Below are 16,629 nucleotides of genomic sequence, written 5' to 3'. Positions count from 1 at the left end.
ATTGCGAGGAGCCATTCGTAGTGCAGTTAAGAATGGCGACGCGGCAATCTGTTGAACCTACTGTATAGTATATTTACAAATTGCCACGTCGCTTTCCCCTTTATGCTTACTTCAACTGTCGTTGATCGCCTCGCAATTACCTTATACAATGGGCTTCATAGCCGTCATCGACGCCCGCAACCTTGCGCCCACTTTTTCGACGGGATGCTCGCGTAACGCTTTGTTCACGGCGATCAGCTTGGCATTATCAATTTGGGCGCTTTTTCCTTCTCCGTAATGCTTACCGATGACATCGGTATCTATTTTTTTCATGAAATCAGCCAACAGGGGCTTACAGGCATGATCGAACAAGTAGCAACCGTATTCGGCAGTATCGGAAATCACCCGGTTCATTTCAAAAAGTTTCTTCCTTGCGATGGTATTGGCGATTAAAGGTGTTTCGTGCAAAGATTCATAATAGGCCGATTCACCGATGATTCCCGATTGGGTCATGGATTCATAGGCCAGCTCCACGCCTGCCCTGACCATGGCGACCATCAACACGCCGTTGTCGTAAAATTCCTGTTCGGAAATGCTGTCGTTTCCGGCCGGAGTCTTCTCGAAAGCGGTCTCCCCGGTCTCGGCACGCCATTTCAATAGATTTTTATCGTCATTGGCCCAATCTTCCATCATGGTCTTGGAAAAATGGCCGGTCATAATATCGTCCATGTGCTTATGGAAAAGCGGACGCATTATATCCTTCATTTCTTCGGATAGCTCAAAGGCTTTTATTTTAGCAGGATTAGACAACCGGTCCATCATATGGGTGATGCCGCCATATTTCATGCCTTCGGTTACGGTTTCCCATCCGTATTGGATGAGTTTGGAGGCGTAACCGGCGTCGATGCCCTTTTCGATCATTTTGTCAAAACATAAGATACTTCCCGTCTGCAAAAGGCCACAAAGAATAGTCTGTTCGCCCATAAGGTCGGATTTCACTTCCGCTACAAAAGACGATTCCAACACACCTGCTCTATGTCCGCCCGTTCCCACAGCATAGGCTTTTGCCTGTTCCAAGCCTTTACCTTCCGGGTCGTTCTGCGGATGTACGGCAATCAATGTAGGCACTCCAAATCCACGTTTGTACTCTTCCCGTACTTCCGAACCGGGACATTTGGGCGCCACCATGATAACGGTCAAATCTTCGCGGATCTGCATGCCTTCTTCAACAATGTTGAATCCATGGGAATAGGATAATGTCGCTCCCTTTTTCATTAGCGGCATTATGGTGCTCACTACGTTGGTGTGTTGTTTATCAGGGGTCAGGTTGATGACCAAATCGGCCGAGGGCACCAATTCTTCATAGGTACCGACCTTAAATCCGTTTTCGGTAGCGTTTTGATAGGATTGTCTTTTTTCCTTAATTGCGCCTTCCCTCAGGGTATAGGAGATATCTAATCCCGAATCCCTCATATTTAGGCCTTGGTTCAAACCTTGGGCGCCACAGCCTACGATAACGATTTTCTTTCCTTTTAAAGCGGATACACCATCGGCGAATTCGCTGGCTTCCATAAACCGGCATTTTCCCAGTTGGGTCAATTGATCTCGTAACGATAATGTATTAAAATAATTTACCATGAATGTTCTCTTTTTTTGTTATTCCTACACTTCGGCGAAGATTATATTGAGCGTAATCGAAATGCTCAGCATACCTCCGGCAAAAATAGTTTTGATTATAAAATAGTGATTATTTAGTCTCGTATTCATCTGCCCACTTTGACTGCCTACCGCAACCGATTAAGCCTCTTCATGAAACCCATTGAGCAGCGCGGTAATCTCCATAACATCTTTTGTGACCGATATTCTTCCCGAACGTACGAACTGCATGATACCAAAGGGTTTTAGCTCATCGTACATTTTATCGACCTCACTTCGTCTACCGGTTTTTGAAATCACGAAAAAGTCCCGCGCTACCGTAACGATTTCCGAATGGTTTTCTTTGATGATATTCTGTATCTGCCGTTCGTCGAACAACAAGTTGGAGGCAATCTTGAACAGCGCCGATTCTTGAAATATGGTCTCCTCGTCGGTATGGTAGAAGGCCTTGATCACCTCGATCTGTTTTTCGATCTGGCGAACGATTTTTCGGGACCAATCTTCCGTAGTATAAGTCACGATAGTAAACTTGGAAACCCCATCGATTTCTGACTTTGATACGTTTAAGCTCTCTATATTTATGTGCCGCTTTAAGAATATCCCTGATATTCTATTCAGCAATCCGACGTTGTTTTCGGAATAGACCGAAATGGTGAACCAAGCTTTTTTCATTGGTATCTATTGATTATTAATTACTTGTTACGAGTACTTCTTTGACTGCGTTGAGCGTAAACTATAGCCGAAGGATGGATTCCTATAAGTTTCATATTAGTTAAAGCCTGCTAGACCTCACGGGTTTTGAAAACCTGTTAGGTTTCACCTCAAACTTAATTACAACGATCCGTCCTTTATAATCCGCATACCTTTGTGCGAATATAACTGTAAAACCTTGGGATTCCAAAGCACTTGTGTATTCGCCGATGGAAGGAAAAAACCATAAATTTAAGTCCGACTGCCATACGGGAAAGGTCTGATGCTTATTAACTTACTTCAACCGAATATCGGAAACCGAAGCCCCCGAGGGAATCATCGGGAATACGTTATCCTCTTTTTCGACCTTGACCTCCAAGAAATACGGTTTATCGGACGCCATCATCTCTTGTATTGTCGCTTTCAGGTCTTTGCGTTCGCTTACTCTTTTGGCCTGAATATGGTAGCCTTCCGCAATCTTTACGAAATCGGGATTGACCATGACCGTTGACGCGTACCGCTTTTCGAAAAACAGCTCTTGCCATTGGCGTACCATGCCCAAATGGTCGTTGTTCAGAACCACGATTTTAACGGGCACTTGATGTTGGAAAATAATGCCCAGTTCCTGAATGGTCATCTGATAGCCCCCATCGCCGATGATAGCGACCACTTCACGGTCCATCGCCCCCATTTTCGCCCCAATGGCCGCAGGTAAGGCGAAGCCCATTGTGCCGAGGCCGCCAGAGGTAATATTACTTTTCGACTGGTTGAACTTGGCATAACGACAGGCAATCATTTGATGTTGCCCCACATCTGAAACGATGACCGCTTTGTTTTCGGAAGCCAAATTGATTTCTTCGATGACTTCGCCCATGGTCAAGCCGTCTTTGGTGGGATGGATATCATTTTTGATAACCGTGTCGAATTCGATTTGGTATTTTTCCTGAAAAACTTGGTGCCAAGCCTTGTGCTGGTTCTCATTGATCAGCGGGAGAAGCAGATCAAGGGTATCTTTGGAATTTCCCAAAACGGCGACATCAGCATGCACGTTTTTATGGATTTCGGCGGGATCGATCTCAAAATGGATGACCTTGGCCTGCTTGGCATAGGTGTCCAAGCTTCCGGTTACCCGATCATCGAATCGCATACCGATGGCAATCAGCAGATCGCATTCGTTGGTCAATAGATTCGGACCGTAATTACCGTGCATACCGACCATGCCGACATTTAGCGGATGACTCGTAGCTAAGGCGGAAGCTCCCATGATTGTCCATGCCGCGGGAATCCCCGCTTTCTCGACCAAAGCCTTCAACTGCTCTTCCGCTTGCCCTAATATAACACCTTGACCCCAAACGATATATGGTTTTTTCGCATGGTTGATAAGGTCAGCGGCCGCTTCTATAGCCCCAATATCCGGCTTGGGATAGGGATTATAGCTCCGGACCCCCGTACATTTTTCATAACTGAAGTCGAACTCGTCGAACTGGGCGTTCTTGGTAATATCCACTAGAACGGGACCGGGTCGACCGGACCTGGCGATATAAAACGCCTTGGCGATGGCCTCGGGAATCTCGGAAGCCTTGGTGATTTGAACGTTCCATTTGGTAACGGGAGTCGAAATACCGATGATATCGGTTTCCTGAAAGGCATCCGAACCCAGTAAATGTCGGGGCACCTGCCCTGTGATACATACCAAGGGCGTCGAGTCGATCTGGGCGTCCGCTAGTCCGGTGACCAAATTGGTGGCGCCTGGACCTGAGGTGGCCATGGCAACCCCTACTTTTCCCGTAACCCGGGCGTAACCTTGTGCGGCATGGGTCGCCCCTTGCTCATGACGGGTAAGGATATGGGTCAGTTTATCCTGAAATTTATAAAGCTCGTCGTAAACGGGCATTATCGCACCGCCGGGATAGCCATAAAGCAAATCGACCCCCTCTGCCAAAAGACAGTGGATAATGGCTTCGGCACCGCTGATCCTAATTTTGGACTGCTTTTTTTTGGGAGCTTCCGTTTTTATTTTTAATGTTTCCATGTTGAAAGTATCTAATCAAAATTCATCGGTGACACAACCCTGTGAGGCTGATGAAACCGTTTTTGCATATTTGTACAGGCTGCCGCGTTTTACTTTTAATGCGGGTTGTATCCAATTTTTCCGACGTTCGGCCAGCTCTTCGTTTGACAAGTCTACGGAGATGCTGTTCTTTTCGGCGTCGATGGTGATGATATCACCATCCTTCAGCAGGGCAATTGCGCCGCCTTCTTGGGCTTCGGGGCATACATGACCGACTACAAAACCGTGCGTACCGCCCGAAAAACGGCCATCGGTGATGAGTGCAACCTCTTTGCCGAGTCCCGCGCCCATAATGGCAGCGGTAGGCTTTAGCATTTCTGGCATTCCCGGGCCGCCTTTAGGTCCTTCGTAACGGATGACCACTACATTGCCTTTTTTGACCTCGCCCCTACCGATACCGGCATTGGCCTTGAATTCGTCGTCGTATACTTTAGCGGGACCTGAAAAATGGAGCCCTTCTTTTCCTGTTATCTTGGCTACGGAACCGGCTTCGGCCAGGTTGCCATAGAGAATACGTAAATGTCCCGTTGGCTTGATCGGGGCGTTCAAGGGTTTAATAACTTCCTGACCTTCGTGTAAACCGGGGAGTTCCGCCAAATTTTCGGCAATGGTCTTGCCGGTGATGGTAAGGCAATCGCCGTGTAGCATCCCGTTTTCGAGCATGAACTTCATGACCGCGGGCGTTCCGCCGACACGGTGAAGATCTTCCATCAAATATTTTCCACTGGGTTTTAAATCCGCCAAAAAGGGCGTAGTATCGCTTATTTTTTGAAAATCGTCCAAAGTAAAATCCACATCCGCAGCCTTTGCGATGGCCATAAAATGGAGTACCGCATTGGTAGAACCGCCTAAAAGCGTCAACAGACGAACGGCATTTTCAAAGGATTTTCGGGTAATGATATCGCTTGGCTTGATATCCTTTTCGAGCAAATGGCGTAGGGCCTTGCCCGAGTTTATCGCATCGTGCTGCTTTTCCTTTCCGATGGCGGGATTGGAGGAATTGTACGGCAAGGCCATTCCCAAGGCCTCAATGGCCGAGGCCATGGTGTTGGCGGTATACATACCACCGCAGGCACCGGCACCGGGACAGGCATTGTGTATCACCCCTTTATAATCCTCTTCGCTCATGGTGCCGGCGACTTTTTCGCCCCAGGCTTCGAATGCAGAAACGATATCCAATTTTTTATCCTTGAAACAGCCGGAAGCGATTGTTCCGCCATAAACGAGAACCGAAGGCCGATCCAGTCGAATCATGGCCATCAGCGCGCCGGGCATGTTTTTATCGCAGCCTACCACCGTTACCAGACCGTCATAATTCATGGCCTGTACCACAGTCTCCATAGAATCGGCAATCAAATCGCGGGAAGGCAACGAATACCGCATGCCGTAGGTGCCCATCGAAATACCGTCACTGACCCCGATGGTATTGAAAACAAGGCCTATCGAGCCGCTTTCATTAATGCCTTTCTTGACCTCTTGCGCGAGATCGTTCAGGTGCATATTACAGGGATTGCCCTCATAGCCCGTGCTTCCGATACCGATCAGCGGTTTTTTCAGGTCGTCGTCGGTAAGCCCGATAGCGTGTAGCATGGCTTGGGCAGCAGGTTGCGTTGGGTCTTGGGTAACGTTTTTACTGTATTTGTTCAATTCCATTCAATTCGTTCTTTTGGTAGCTTTTCTAAGTATTAAATCAAAGATAAAGGTTTCTGAATTCGTTAGCGCTTAACCGCTGGCACCTATCGAATGCCAATATTCATTTAATTATTATAAGATATTGATAACCAATAGTATAGATTGTTTTTTTTATCATATTCAATTCTATGATCTGACCAATGGAAAACAGATGGAACGAAGAAATATTGATGTCTTTGGATGAAAATTAAAAAATACGTCGTTTATTCAAGATTATACGAAAAGAGCTTGTTCAATTGAAAAGGACGAGTTTTCCTAATAGGAGAAGTTTTTCCAAAATTCAAACCAATTTAAAGGAAACCAAATCGTGGAACTTCTTTTGGGCCAAAATCGATATGGCCTTGTCGGATAATTGGAGAATGCGGGGATATCCGCCGGTAGTCTGGCCGTCCTTCATGAGAATGATCAATTTTCCCGAAGGGGTAAACTGTACCGTGCCGGGCAGGGTGGCCGAAGTGAGCATCGACACCTCATGACCCGTAATCTGCTCTTCCAATTGATAGGCCATCCGGTTGTTTTCGTTGGAAATATGGAATTCCCTATAAAAAAGGGACTCTAGTTGTTTATCCGTAAGCATTTCATATTCAGGACCTTTAGAAACCTCCAAGACCTTTTCATCCAAAAAGGAGTCCACCTTGATCTCCGATATTTTCGGAGTGAAATGCTTTAGAACTTTATAGGGTATTTCGGCCCTGTCGACCACATGATCTTTATCGGTTATGGAAGAGAAAAAAGAACGGCTTCCCAAAATCAGCGGCACATTAAACCCGCCCTTGATCGCCAAATAGCTTCGAAAGCCTTTTTTCAGCTTGCCGTACGACAGAATATCCCCTTTTTCTACCTTTATTACGTGAAATGGCTGGATAGGCTCGTTGTTGAGCGTTGCCGATATTAAGGCACCTCCCAAGCAGATATAACTCGCTTCCCCAAATTCTAAGGTTGGGCCTGTCATCGTGATTTCGATGACCGCGGCATCGTCATCGTTTTCCAAGAGCATGTTGACCTTTTGCGCCGAAAACGAATCCATATATCCGGCTACGGGAACTCCCATGTTCAAATAGCCATACCTACCGGCATCCTGCACGGTCGTGAACAATCCCGATTTTAATACCTTAAGCATCCAATATAATTTTTTCAACGGTATAGATACCCACTTCGCCCTCGATCTTGTGCAGGTCGTATTCCGCCCTTTCGATGGGATAGAACTGCACCTTGTCCCCAACATTTACAAAACAGGGAACTGACTTTTTGGGATCGAACATCGGTACCGAGCAGTTGCCAATAATGTTCCATCCGCCCGGGGAATCTTGCGGATAAATCCCCGTTTGCTTGCCGGCCAGGCCCACGGCCCCTTTGCGCACTTTGGGTCTGGGCGTCGGTTTTCGCGGCACCTCCAATACCTCCGGTATACCCCCGAGATACATAAAACCGGGCAAGAAGCCGATACCGTAGACCGTATAGCGATGCTCGGTGTGCAATTTGATAATTTCTTCCATCGATAGTCCCAAAAGCCCTGAAATTTCCTTGAGATCTATCCCGAATTCGAGATCATAACATACGGGAAGCCGCCACAACAATTTTTCACGGTAAACCTCCTTTTTATCGGCTGCATACCACTCCAAAAGCTGTCCCTTGAAATTTTCAAAATCGATCGGTTTTTCGCGATGAATAAGTGTTAGGGAATTGTACGCGGGCACCAATTCCCACTTTTCATCCTCAAAACAATGGTTTTTTAGGTGCTGTATAAACTGCAGTATATTTTCCAGAATGGCCTCTTCGACGCGGTTGGGCCATTCCACCAAAATAGAATGGATACCGAAGGGCCGTATGGAAATATCGTAGGTAGTCACTTTTTAATCCGTATAGAATGTTTCGGTAATGCTGCCGAAAGATACAATACTATTTCAAATGATGAAGGGGTATCGCTATGAATGCAGAAGGTTTCGGCCAAAATCTTTACGGTACAGTCACTAAGGGTCCGTACTTTTTGATGGGTTACGATCTGGACGATATGCTTCAAAACCGCTTCTGGAGACGTGATCAATGCCTGCGGATGGCTTCGGGAAACTAGACTGAGGTCCGTATGGTAATTGCGGTCGGCAAAGGCTTCATAGGCTATCAAAAAATCGTGTTCCACCGCTTTTTTTGCTATTTCGGAAGCATAGGGAACATAGATAAGGCTATCCTTTTTATACTCGGCAACGGCGCGTAAAAAAAGTTCGGCCAATTCGGCGTCCTTGGCGATTGTATTGTACAATGCGCCATGGGCCTTAATATGATGCAATCGGATGTTTTCTTTTTGGAGGATGGAAACAAGGTCAGCTATCTGTCCTTGAATGCTTTGGACAAGTACTTCGGAAGGAATATCCATAGGCGACCTTCCAAAATTTTCTTTATCGGGATAGGATGGATGTGCCCCGACCTTGACCTTAAATTTCTTCGCCAAACGGATGATCCTTTGCATTGAAGCAGCGTCTCCCGCGTGGCCGCCACAGGCAATATTGCACGAGGAAATCAAGGGAAATAATTCCGCCTCGTTTCCCGCGCCCTCGCCTACGTCGCAGTTGATGTCAATTTTGAAGTTTATAGGTTTATGTGTTTATTAGTTTATTAGTTTAAGGGTTGATTTTGACATTTAAAATTAACCTAAAAAATATGAACTGTACGCTTTGTGGATTTGATTGTGCAATTTCCCTTAATTTCGCGGTATGGTCAAAAACCTACAAATTCGCCTAAGCCTTGTCGAAGAGGCCCAAAAAGGAAGCTTGAAACAAAGAGCCGCCAAATATTTGGGACTTTCCGAGGCGGAGTTTGTGCTGAAAATCCTCCGAAAATCCATCGACGCGCGAAAACCGGACGTCATCTTCAATTACAAACTGGCAGTCTTTATCGGTGAAGATGTACCTTCAAATACCCACATTTTTGACTATAAAAATGTTTCGAAGTCCCGGCCCGTTCATATCATCGGTTTCGGGCCCGCAGGTATGTGGGCCGCACTCCGGTGTCTCGAACTCGGCTTCAAACCCATCGTGCTCGAACGCGGCAAGAACGTTCAAGACCGCCGCCGTGACCTTAAGGCCATCAACCAAGACCACTGCGTCAACGAAGATAGCAACTACTGTTTCGGCGAAGGGGGCGCAGGCACCTACTCCGACGGAAAATTGTATACCCGAAGCCTAAAGCGCGGAGATGTACGGCGTATCTTCGAGAGTTTGGTACACCACGGCGCCACGGAACAGATCTTGGTTGACGCCCACCCGCATATTGGCACCAACAAACTGCCAAAAATCGTCCAAAATATACGCGAAACGATTATAGCGCACGGTGGCGAGGTGCATTTCAATACCAAAATAACGGATTTTGTAGTGAGGGACAATCAACTAAAATCCATCGTATTAAATAACAAAAACGAAATGGAGGTCGAAAGGGTGATATTGGCGACCGGCCATTCCGCGCGGGATATTTTTTATTTGCTTGACCGGAAGAAAATTGCCCTAACCGCGAAGTCCTTTGCTATGGGGGTCCGTATCGAACATCCGCAGCACATTATCGATTCCATTCAATACAATTGTGGGGGGCAACGCCATGAACTACTTCCGGCGGCGGCCTACAGCCTGGTAGAACAGGTAAAAGGCAGGGGCGTATATTCGTTCTGTATGTGTCCCGGTGGGTTTATCGTTCCCGCTGCCACGGCTCCCGGTGAAGTGGTGGTCAACGGGATGTCTCCCTCGCGGCGTAATAATCCATTTGCCAATTCGGGAATCGTAGTGGAAATCAATGTGGATGAGGATATCCGCAACTACGAACGTTTTGGGGCTTTAAAGGGACTTGAATATCAGAAAGATCTGGAACGCTTGGCCTTTACCTCTGGTGGGCGCACCCAAGTAGCCCCCTCACAACGGGTGACGGATTTTGTCGAAGGACGGATTTCTACGGATTTGAACCCCACCTCCTACCAACCGGGACTTCAAAGTGCCCCGTTACATTCCCTTTTACCTAGATTGATCGGCAGCCGTTTGCGAAAGGGGTTTGAGGAATTCGGAAAGAAGATGAAAGGCTATTATACGGCCGAGGCGAATATCGTCGGGGTAGAATCCCGCACCTCCTCCCCGGTGAACATCCCCAGGAACAAAAATTTGGAGCATCCTGAAATCAAAGGCCTTTTTCCTTGTGGGGAGGGTGGTGGCTATGCCGGGGGTATCGTTTCGGCGGCCATGGATGGGGAAAGGTGCGCGGAAGCAGCAGCCAAGGGCTTTTGAAAGTGAAATCCCAAATTCCAAATTCCAAATTCCAAATTTCAATAAAAATATAACAATAAGTGATCTTTACGTCCGACCTGTTTGTCGTTGTTTTAAAACCCAGAGACACTGTTCGACAAGTTTAGGCTTCGGAGGTTCGCTTCGTATTGAAATCTATTGCTTCTGCAGTATCTTTGCCCTAAGTCTACCGCGTTTTTAAATCATAAAAATCTGAATTGTCCGTTATACCCTTGACCAGAACCAAAACAGATGATGCAATTTTTCAGTAGAAAAAAATTCTTGATCGATTACCTCGATGGTTTTATTGATATCCACAACCATATATTGCCCGGAATCGATGACGGTGCGAAGACCGCGGAGGAATCCATTGCACTGATAAAGGCTTTTGAAGAATTTGGGGTGACCCATTTTATTGCTACGCCGCATATTATGCACAATTACTATCCCAATGATAAAGAAACCATATCTAAAGCGCTTTCACAGGTACAACAAGCCTTGATTAGCCATGATTTGAAGCATATCTCCGTTGAAGCCGCCGCCGAACACATGATCGATGACAATTTTGAGCATCTTCTGGAAACGGGAACTGCAATGGCGATGCGCAAAGCCTATCTTTTGGTCGAAATGTCATACCTACAACCTCCGATCAATTTTGAGGAAGCCATTATCAAAACCGCCTCCAAAGGATTTTATCCTATTCTCGCCCATCCCGAACGCTACGGATTTTTGCACCACCGCATGAAAAAGTATTCCGAGTACAAGGCACATGGCATCCTATTTCAAATGAACCTATTGTCACTTAGTGACTATTACGGGAAGGAAGTGCCGAAAGTGGCCAACGAACTGCTACAGGAAGGCCTTATAGACTTTTTGGCCTCCGACGTACATAACCTCAATCAACTGGATTCCCTTAAAAAAGTGACCTTATCCAAAAAAACGCTGGAACAGCTGCTGCCCTTGATCAATAATACGATCGCTACTTTTTATTAGAAATGAAACGGACCTATCACAAAAAAACCTTGAGGTAACCCAAGGTTTTTAATATCATTCATTGTCTTGGCCGATAGATGACCGCGCTAAAACTTCCACCATTTTTTCTGGGTCTTGCCATATCCATAGCCATATTTTCCCCCGTAGCCCAGATTCGAAGCTTCTACATCGTTGACTACAAAAGAAAGGCCTTTGATTTTGCCCTCTTCCTGTAATTTAATGGGAAAATTTACCGCTCTGGCCTCGGTGACACCTGCCCGGGTGACATAGATCAATTGATCCGCATAATCGCTGATAAGCAGGGTATCGGTTACCACCATCAAGGGTGCGGTGTCAACAATCACATAGTCATAGATTTGGGTCACATTTTCAAAGAGATCCTTCATACGCCCGCTCATTAGAAGTTCGGCGGGGTTCGGGGGTATTCGACCCGAGTAGATGACATCGATCGTATTGTGATGAATCAGCATGGGGTTTACAATATCGCGAACCTCTAGGGTATTATCGTATAAATATTCGGTAAGGCCGGCATCTTTGTTCCGGCTGGGTTTGGCCAACCTATCGACATCGCTTGCCGTAAAAAAAGTATATAACTTCGGGTTTCGAATATCGGCGCCTATCAATAACACTTTTTTATTCGTACTCGCCAATATCATTGACAGGTTGGTCGACAAAAATGTTTTACCTTCCCCTGGAACGCTGGAGGTCACGTAAACAATATTGCTCTTGCCTTTTTGCAGCTGTTTGGTCTTAATGATATAGTCGAGGTTGGTTCGTATGATTCGGAGGGATTCTGCCAGTATCGAACGATCTTCCTTAACAATAAATTTATTGTCTTTTTTTCCCAATTTAGGCAGTTCGCCCAACACCGGTATATCGCTCACCAGTTTTTCCAAGGAATGCATGTTGTGTATCTTATTATCTAGCAGGTCATTGGCGTAGATAATCGAAAAGGGCACTAATAAACCAAGAATTAACGAAGCCAAATATATCAATGATTTTTTTGGGGCGACCGGGTATTTGCTTACATTGAATGCCGGATCAATAACTTTTGATTTTGCCGAGCTGGATGCGGCCGATATCTGGGCCTCTTCCCGCTTTTGCAAAAGATATAGGTATAAAGATTCCGTGGTCTGTTGCTGTCGTGTGATATCCCTCAATGCCCGTTCTTTAGCTGGGGAAGAATAAATCTTTGAATTGAAACGCGCCTGTTGACCACTTAGGGAGTTTACCGTCATTCCCAACGTATTGACGCTATTGTTCAAACTCTGTTGCATACTTCGCTTAAGCCCCGCGATCTGTTGATCCAAATTCACGATGACCGGGTTCTTTTCGTTTGAACTTTTCAATAGCCGTTGTCGTTCCTGCACCAATTGGTTGTACCGATCTGTCGTGCCGGCGATTGTAGGATCTGACAAACCTATGTTGGTGGGCAACACCTCGTAGGTATCTTGGTTCGCAACCAGATCTTGCATCGATGAGGCCATATTGAGCTGGTTTCTGGCGTTGGCCAGTTCCTGTTGGTTGGCCACGCCGACGTTCAGGTTTACATTGGCCTCTGCTGCAATATCGGAGACGCCCGCCTCGGTCTTAAAATCTTGAGCCGATTGATCGACACTTGAAAGATCTGTCGAAATATCGGCAATCCGTTCATTGATAAAGTTGGAGGTACGGTCGGCAATTTCCTGTTTATCCTGAACGGCATTTTTGTTATAGATACTGATGACAGAGTTCAAAATGTTTCTTGCCTTCTCCTGAATCGGGTCTTCGAGCGTGAGGTTTACGATGTTTGAAAATTCGCCCGGATTCGTGACCTGAACCTTCGTTCTATAACTTTGGGCCACATCTTCGATCGGACTTACCGCAATCCGTAATTTTTTATCCTTATAATTCTCAAAAACCTGAACATTGGGGGTTATAATAATATCACCGATAGGGGTGGGAATATTTTTACCGAAAGCAAAGATTTTGACCGGTTGATCCTCCTCTTCGGTATACCCAAAAGTGGTGGAGGAAGATATCGTAATAAAAAATTGAAATTTAGCTTTATTGACGATTGAATCCGCCGCAATAAAATTCACATTTACTGGAGGATTTTTATAAAGTTCGGTCTCAATAATATTGCCCTGTACCATTATCTTGGTATTCAGTTTTTGTTGCTTAACGACCTCAATATAATTCGAGCGGGAATTTATAATCTGCAATTCATCTTCGACCTTATTTTTGCCACCGCCAAGAAAACTGAGATCTTGAAATACATCGAGTTCAGATCCCGAAGATTTTTCCTCCAAGATTTGAATTTGGGTTTGAACCGCATATTCCGGAATAGTATACCTGATGTAAATATAGGCCATTGCCAAAGCAAGTATCGCACAGAGTACGAACCACTTCCAGTGAGAGGTATATTTCGAAATTATTTCCTTTAAATCAACCGAAGTATGTTCGGGTTTATTTTGAGAAGTAGTACTCATCCTTTCGTTTGGTTTAATAAATTCCAGTCATTATCTTCTAGTAATAAAAATAACCGTAGAAGTAATTAAGATGGATGCAATCGATATAGCAATCGTAGCCCGATTATCCAGAGAAGAAGAGGTAATTGCTGATTGATTCGGCTCGACATATACTACATCATTTTGGGTCAAATAATACACCGGGGAACTCATCGCCTCTTTTCGCTTGAGATTGATACGATGGTACACTTTGGTACCGTCAAAGTCACGTATAACCATCACGTTTTCCCTTTTGCCCTTGATGGTCAAATCATTCGCCAGGCCCAATGCTTCTAAAATCGTGATACGCTCGCCTTCAACAGGGTAGGTTCCCGGACGATTCACTTCCCCCAAGACGGTAATCGTAAAATTACGCAACCGGATGTTTATAATAGGATCTTTTAAGTATTCCGAAAGTTGCTCCCGAAGCAACACCCGCAACTCTTCCGAAGAAAGCCCCGCCACCTTGATTTTTCCGACAACGGGGAAATCGATTTCCCCATCTTTATCGATAAGATAATCGACTTGTTCTGGACGTAATCCCCCTTCAGATCCACCACGAAATAAATTAAAGGGCGCACTGGCCTCATTGTCCAGCGTAGAGACGTAAATACTCAAAACGTCATCGACCTTGAATTTTGGGGTAATGCTATTCTTATCGACCAAAGTCTCAAAATCACCGGTATTTTGAAAATAGACCACATCTTTTCGAGACGCGCAGGAGGTCATTATAAGTGCGGCTAGCGCAATTAAAGGAAACGCCCAAGCCTTGGAGCGCATACCGCGGCTGAAATTAAGATTATTTCTAGTGTTCATATTTTAAAATTTAGTGCAATATTACTAAAAAATTACTCCATTAATCTAGTGTGCCCTACAGTACTTTCTTTAAAGAAAGATCACTTTTATTTTTATCCTTCTTTTTGTCAAACGAGCAAAGATCAGAATTACTGGAAATGTATTCGGGTACGATTTCTTTCATTAGACTGACCGTACTTCCGTTAAAAAACATATTTGAAACACATAGTTCATCTATTTTAGAACGAACCGCGATATAATCCAATGCGCGGGTTTTTCCTATCATTATCTTCTTGTGATAGGTAGGCATGGTGTTTTCACCATTGGCCAATAGTTCTTCGTATAATTTCTCACCTGGGCGCAGTCCGGTAATTGTAATATTGATATCTTCCGGAAAACGCAATCCGGAAAGTTTGATCATGTTCTTGGCCAAATCGTAAATCTTCACGGATTCGCCCATGTCGAAAATAAAGATTTCACCTCCATCGCCCATGGCTCCGGCTTCCAGCACCAACTGTGAAGCTTCGGGAATGGTCATAAAATATCGGGTAACCTCTTCATGGGTAACCGTCAATGGGCCCCCTTTGTCGATCTGCTTTTTGAATAACGGGATTACCGAGCCATTCGATCCCAAAACATTGCCGAAACGGGTGGTAATAAACTTGGTCTTCCCTAATTGTTGCATACAACTCACGTACATTTCGGCAATGCGTTTGGTCGCTCCCATGACATTGGTCGGGTTGACCGCTTTGTCGGTAGAAATAAATATAAACTTATCCGTATTGTGACTGATGGCGAGATCGGCGACCACCTTGGTGCCCGCGATATTTATTTTGATGGCCTCATACGAATTGTATTCCATTAACGGCACGTGTTTGTAAGCAGCGGCGTGGAATATGATGTTCGGTCGATGTTCCTGAAAAATATGGTTTAAACGATTTTTATCGCGCACATCACCGACGATGGGCAAAAAGTTATGGTACCCGTTCTGTTTCAGTTCCTGTTGCAGATCATACAATGCAGATTCGGATTGATCGATGACGATAAGCGATTTATAATCATACGTACATAATTGGCGTACGATTTCGCTACCGATAGACCCAGCACCCCCGGTAACCAGAACAACCTTGTTTTTGACCTCTTGCGAGATTTTAGAATTCCGTATACTGATGGGTGCCCTATCCAAAAGATCTTCGATTTGGATCTGTTTGATCTGAGAGACTTTTAACTCGCCGTTGATCCATTGCTCGACCGGGGGTACAATTTTGACCTGTACCGGAAAATCGACCAAGCCTTCGACCAAATCCTTTAAACGTTTTGGGTCAATGTTTTGCATGGAAAAAATGACCTCCGATATATTATTCTTGAACAAAAAGTCGCGATTAAGCACTGCTTTAGGGAATACTTTTACCCCATTGATACTCTTTCCCATCTTTTTATCGTCTTCATCGACGTACCCCAGCACCCTTACCTTACTTTTACTGTGATTGGCCAAGGCATTTTGAGTCAAGATGCCCGATTCACCGGCCCCGTAAATCAATACGTTTTTATTGGTCTTAAAACCTTGGGTCATCAGATTGTTGTAGAGCGACTTGAACACATATCGCGAAGCCGTCAATACAATAAATGACAATAGACTGTGCGTGATTATGATGCCCAATGGCACCGTAAAATCGTTTAGAATACCCAACTCCCGATTTAATAGCACGATGCTTATCAACAAGATGCTCGACAGACAGATGGCATTGAATATGTTGTATACGTCCCTAACCCCCGTATGCCGAACGATGCCCTTATGTGCACCCGTAAACAAGAAAGCTGCCGCAGCGATCAAGCCAACGATAGGGAGTTGAATAAACAACTTGTTGGTATCGAAATCTAAGGTTAGGCTGAAACGAATAAGGTATGAAAACACGAACGAAACGGAAATCACACATATATCTATTAAAAGTACGAGCCACTTAGACGCGTACCTATGGGCATTGCTTACTAAATACTCTTTAATCAT

Annotated in this window: 12 protein-coding genes; 2 read left to right on the top strand and 10 right to left on the bottom strand. The window is 45.2% G+C overall.

Annotation, left to right across the window (positions count from 1 at the left end):
• Positions 1-141 precede the first annotated feature (141 nt).
• The 7 genes from ilvC to pxpA all read right to left on the bottom strand — a co-directional run bounded on the left by ilvC (position 142) and on the right by pxpA (position 8,657).
• On the bottom strand, positions 142-1,617 hold the full coding sequence (gene ilvC, locus BLT07_RS14880; protein WP_091870576.1) for a ketol-acid reductoisomerase: 1,476 nt from the start codon (positions 1,615-1,617) through the stop codon (positions 142-144).
• Positions 1,618-1,776: 159 nt separating this feature from the next.
• The gene (ilvN, locus tag BLT07_RS14875) at positions 1,777-2,307 is read right to left on the bottom strand and encodes an acetolactate synthase small subunit (protein WP_091870571.1); all 531 of its coding nucleotides are present in this window, start codon (positions 2,305-2,307) and stop codon (positions 1,777-1,779) included.
• A 313-nt stretch (positions 2,308-2,620) separates the two neighbouring features.
• Positions 2,621-4,357, bottom strand: a complete 1,737-nt coding sequence (gene ilvB / locus BLT07_RS14870) for a biosynthetic-type acetolactate synthase large subunit (RefSeq protein ID WP_091870567.1) — start codon at positions 4,355-4,357, stop codon at positions 2,621-2,623.
• Between the two features lie 15 nt (positions 4,358-4,372).
• On the bottom strand, positions 4,373-6,049 hold the full coding sequence (ilvD, locus tag BLT07_RS14865; protein ID WP_091870564.1) for a dihydroxy-acid dehydratase: 1,677 nt from the start codon (positions 6,047-6,049) through the stop codon (positions 4,373-4,375).
• 319 nt (positions 6,050-6,368) lie between these two features.
• Positions 6,369-7,208, bottom strand: coding sequence for a 5-oxoprolinase subunit C family protein (locus BLT07_RS14860; RefSeq protein ID WP_091870560.1), 840 nt, complete (start codon positions 7,206-7,208; stop codon positions 6,369-6,371).
• On the bottom strand, positions 7,201-7,938 hold the full coding sequence (gene pxpB / locus BLT07_RS14855) for a 5-oxoprolinase subunit PxpB (protein ID WP_091870557.1): 738 nt from the start codon (positions 7,936-7,938) through the stop codon (positions 7,201-7,203). Before pxpB ends, BLT07_RS14860 begins: the two co-directional genes overlap by 8 nt.
• The gene (gene pxpA, locus BLT07_RS14850; protein ID WP_317040773.1) at positions 7,935-8,657 is read right to left on the bottom strand and encodes a 5-oxoprolinase subunit PxpA; all 723 of its coding nucleotides are present in this window, start codon (positions 8,655-8,657) and stop codon (positions 7,935-7,937) included. The genes pxpB and pxpA overlap by 4 nt, the downstream gene beginning before the upstream one ends.
• Before the next feature lie 139 nt (positions 8,658-8,796).
• Here pxpA and BLT07_RS14845 point away from each other — a divergent pair, with 139 nt between their 5' ends.
• Both BLT07_RS14845 and BLT07_RS14840 read left to right on the top strand, forming a co-directional pair.
• Positions 8,797-10,347, top strand: a complete 1,551-nt coding sequence (locus tag BLT07_RS14845; RefSeq protein WP_091870547.1) for an NAD(P)/FAD-dependent oxidoreductase — start codon at positions 8,797-8,799, stop codon at positions 10,345-10,347.
• A 249-nt stretch (positions 10,348-10,596) separates the two neighbouring features.
• Positions 10,597-11,337, top strand: a complete 741-nt coding sequence (locus BLT07_RS14840; protein ID WP_091870543.1) for a tyrosine-protein phosphatase — start codon at positions 10,597-10,599, stop codon at positions 11,335-11,337.
• A gap of 86 nt (positions 11,338-11,423) precedes the next feature.
• Here BLT07_RS14840 and BLT07_RS14835 read toward each other — a convergent pair whose 3' ends face one another.
• The 3 genes from BLT07_RS14835 to BLT07_RS14825 all read right to left on the bottom strand — a co-directional run bounded on the left by BLT07_RS14835 (position 11,424) and on the right by BLT07_RS14825 (position 16,629).
• On the bottom strand, positions 11,424-13,808 hold the full coding sequence (locus tag BLT07_RS14835) for a GumC family protein (RefSeq protein WP_091870538.1): 2,385 nt from the start codon (positions 13,806-13,808) through the stop codon (positions 11,424-11,426).
• 30 nt (positions 13,809-13,838) lie between these two features.
• Positions 13,839-14,606 carry a polysaccharide biosynthesis/export family protein gene (locus BLT07_RS14830; protein ID WP_091871064.1) on the bottom strand — a complete coding sequence of 256 codons (768 nt, stop codon included), beginning with the start codon at positions 14,604-14,606 and terminating at the stop codon, positions 13,839-13,841.
• 91 nt (positions 14,607-14,697) lie between these two features.
• Complete coding sequence (locus tag BLT07_RS14825) at positions 14,698-16,629, bottom strand: polysaccharide biosynthesis protein (RefSeq protein ID WP_091870534.1); 1,932 nt, start codon at positions 16,627-16,629, stop codon at positions 14,698-14,700.

The organism is Pricia antarctica (assembly GCF_900101815.1).
In the GTDB taxonomy this organism is placed as follows: domain Bacteria; phylum Bacteroidota; class Bacteroidia; order Flavobacteriales; family Flavobacteriaceae; genus Pricia; species Pricia antarctica.
Note: the sequence above shows the minus strand (reverse complement) of the source record. Positions and strands in the feature narration are given on the sequence as shown.

Bases quoted from the DNA above. Each gene is read 5' to 3' on its own strand.
- ilvB (WP_091870567.1), bottom strand. From the start codon at position 4,357: ATGGAAACATTAAAAATAAAAACGGAAGCTCCCAAAAAAAAGCAGTCC.
- BLT07_RS14830 (WP_091871064.1), bottom strand. From the start codon at position 14,606: ATGCGCTCCAAGGCTTGGGCGTTTCCTTTAATTGCGCTAGCCGCACTT.
- BLT07_RS14860 (WP_091870560.1), bottom strand. From the start codon at position 7,208: ATGCTTAAGGTATTAAAATCGGGATTGTTCACGACCGTGCAGGATGCC.
- ilvC (WP_091870576.1), bottom strand. From the start codon at position 1,617: ATGGTAAATTATTTTAATACATTATCGTTACGAGATCAATTGACCCAA.
- ilvN (WP_091870571.1), bottom strand. From the start codon at position 2,307: ATGAAAAAAGCTTGGTTCACCATTTCGGTCTATTCCGAAAACAACGTC.
- BLT07_RS14840 (WP_091870543.1), top strand. From the start codon at position 10,597: ATGATGCAATTTTTCAGTAGAAAAAAATTCTTGATCGATTACCTCGAT.
- ilvD (WP_091870564.1), bottom strand. From the start codon at position 6,049: ATGGAATTGAACAAATACAGTAAAAACGTTACCCAAGACCCAACGCAA.
- BLT07_RS14825 (WP_091870534.1), bottom strand. From the start codon at position 16,629: ATGATTAAAGAGTATTTAGTAAGCAATGCCCATAGGTACGCGTCTAAG.
- BLT07_RS14845 (WP_091870547.1), top strand. From the start codon at position 8,797: ATGGTCAAAAACCTACAAATTCGCCTAAGCCTTGTCGAAGAGGCCCAA.
- BLT07_RS14835 (WP_091870538.1), bottom strand. From the start codon at position 13,808: ATGAGTACTACTTCTCAAAATAAACCCGAACATACTTCGGTTGATTTA.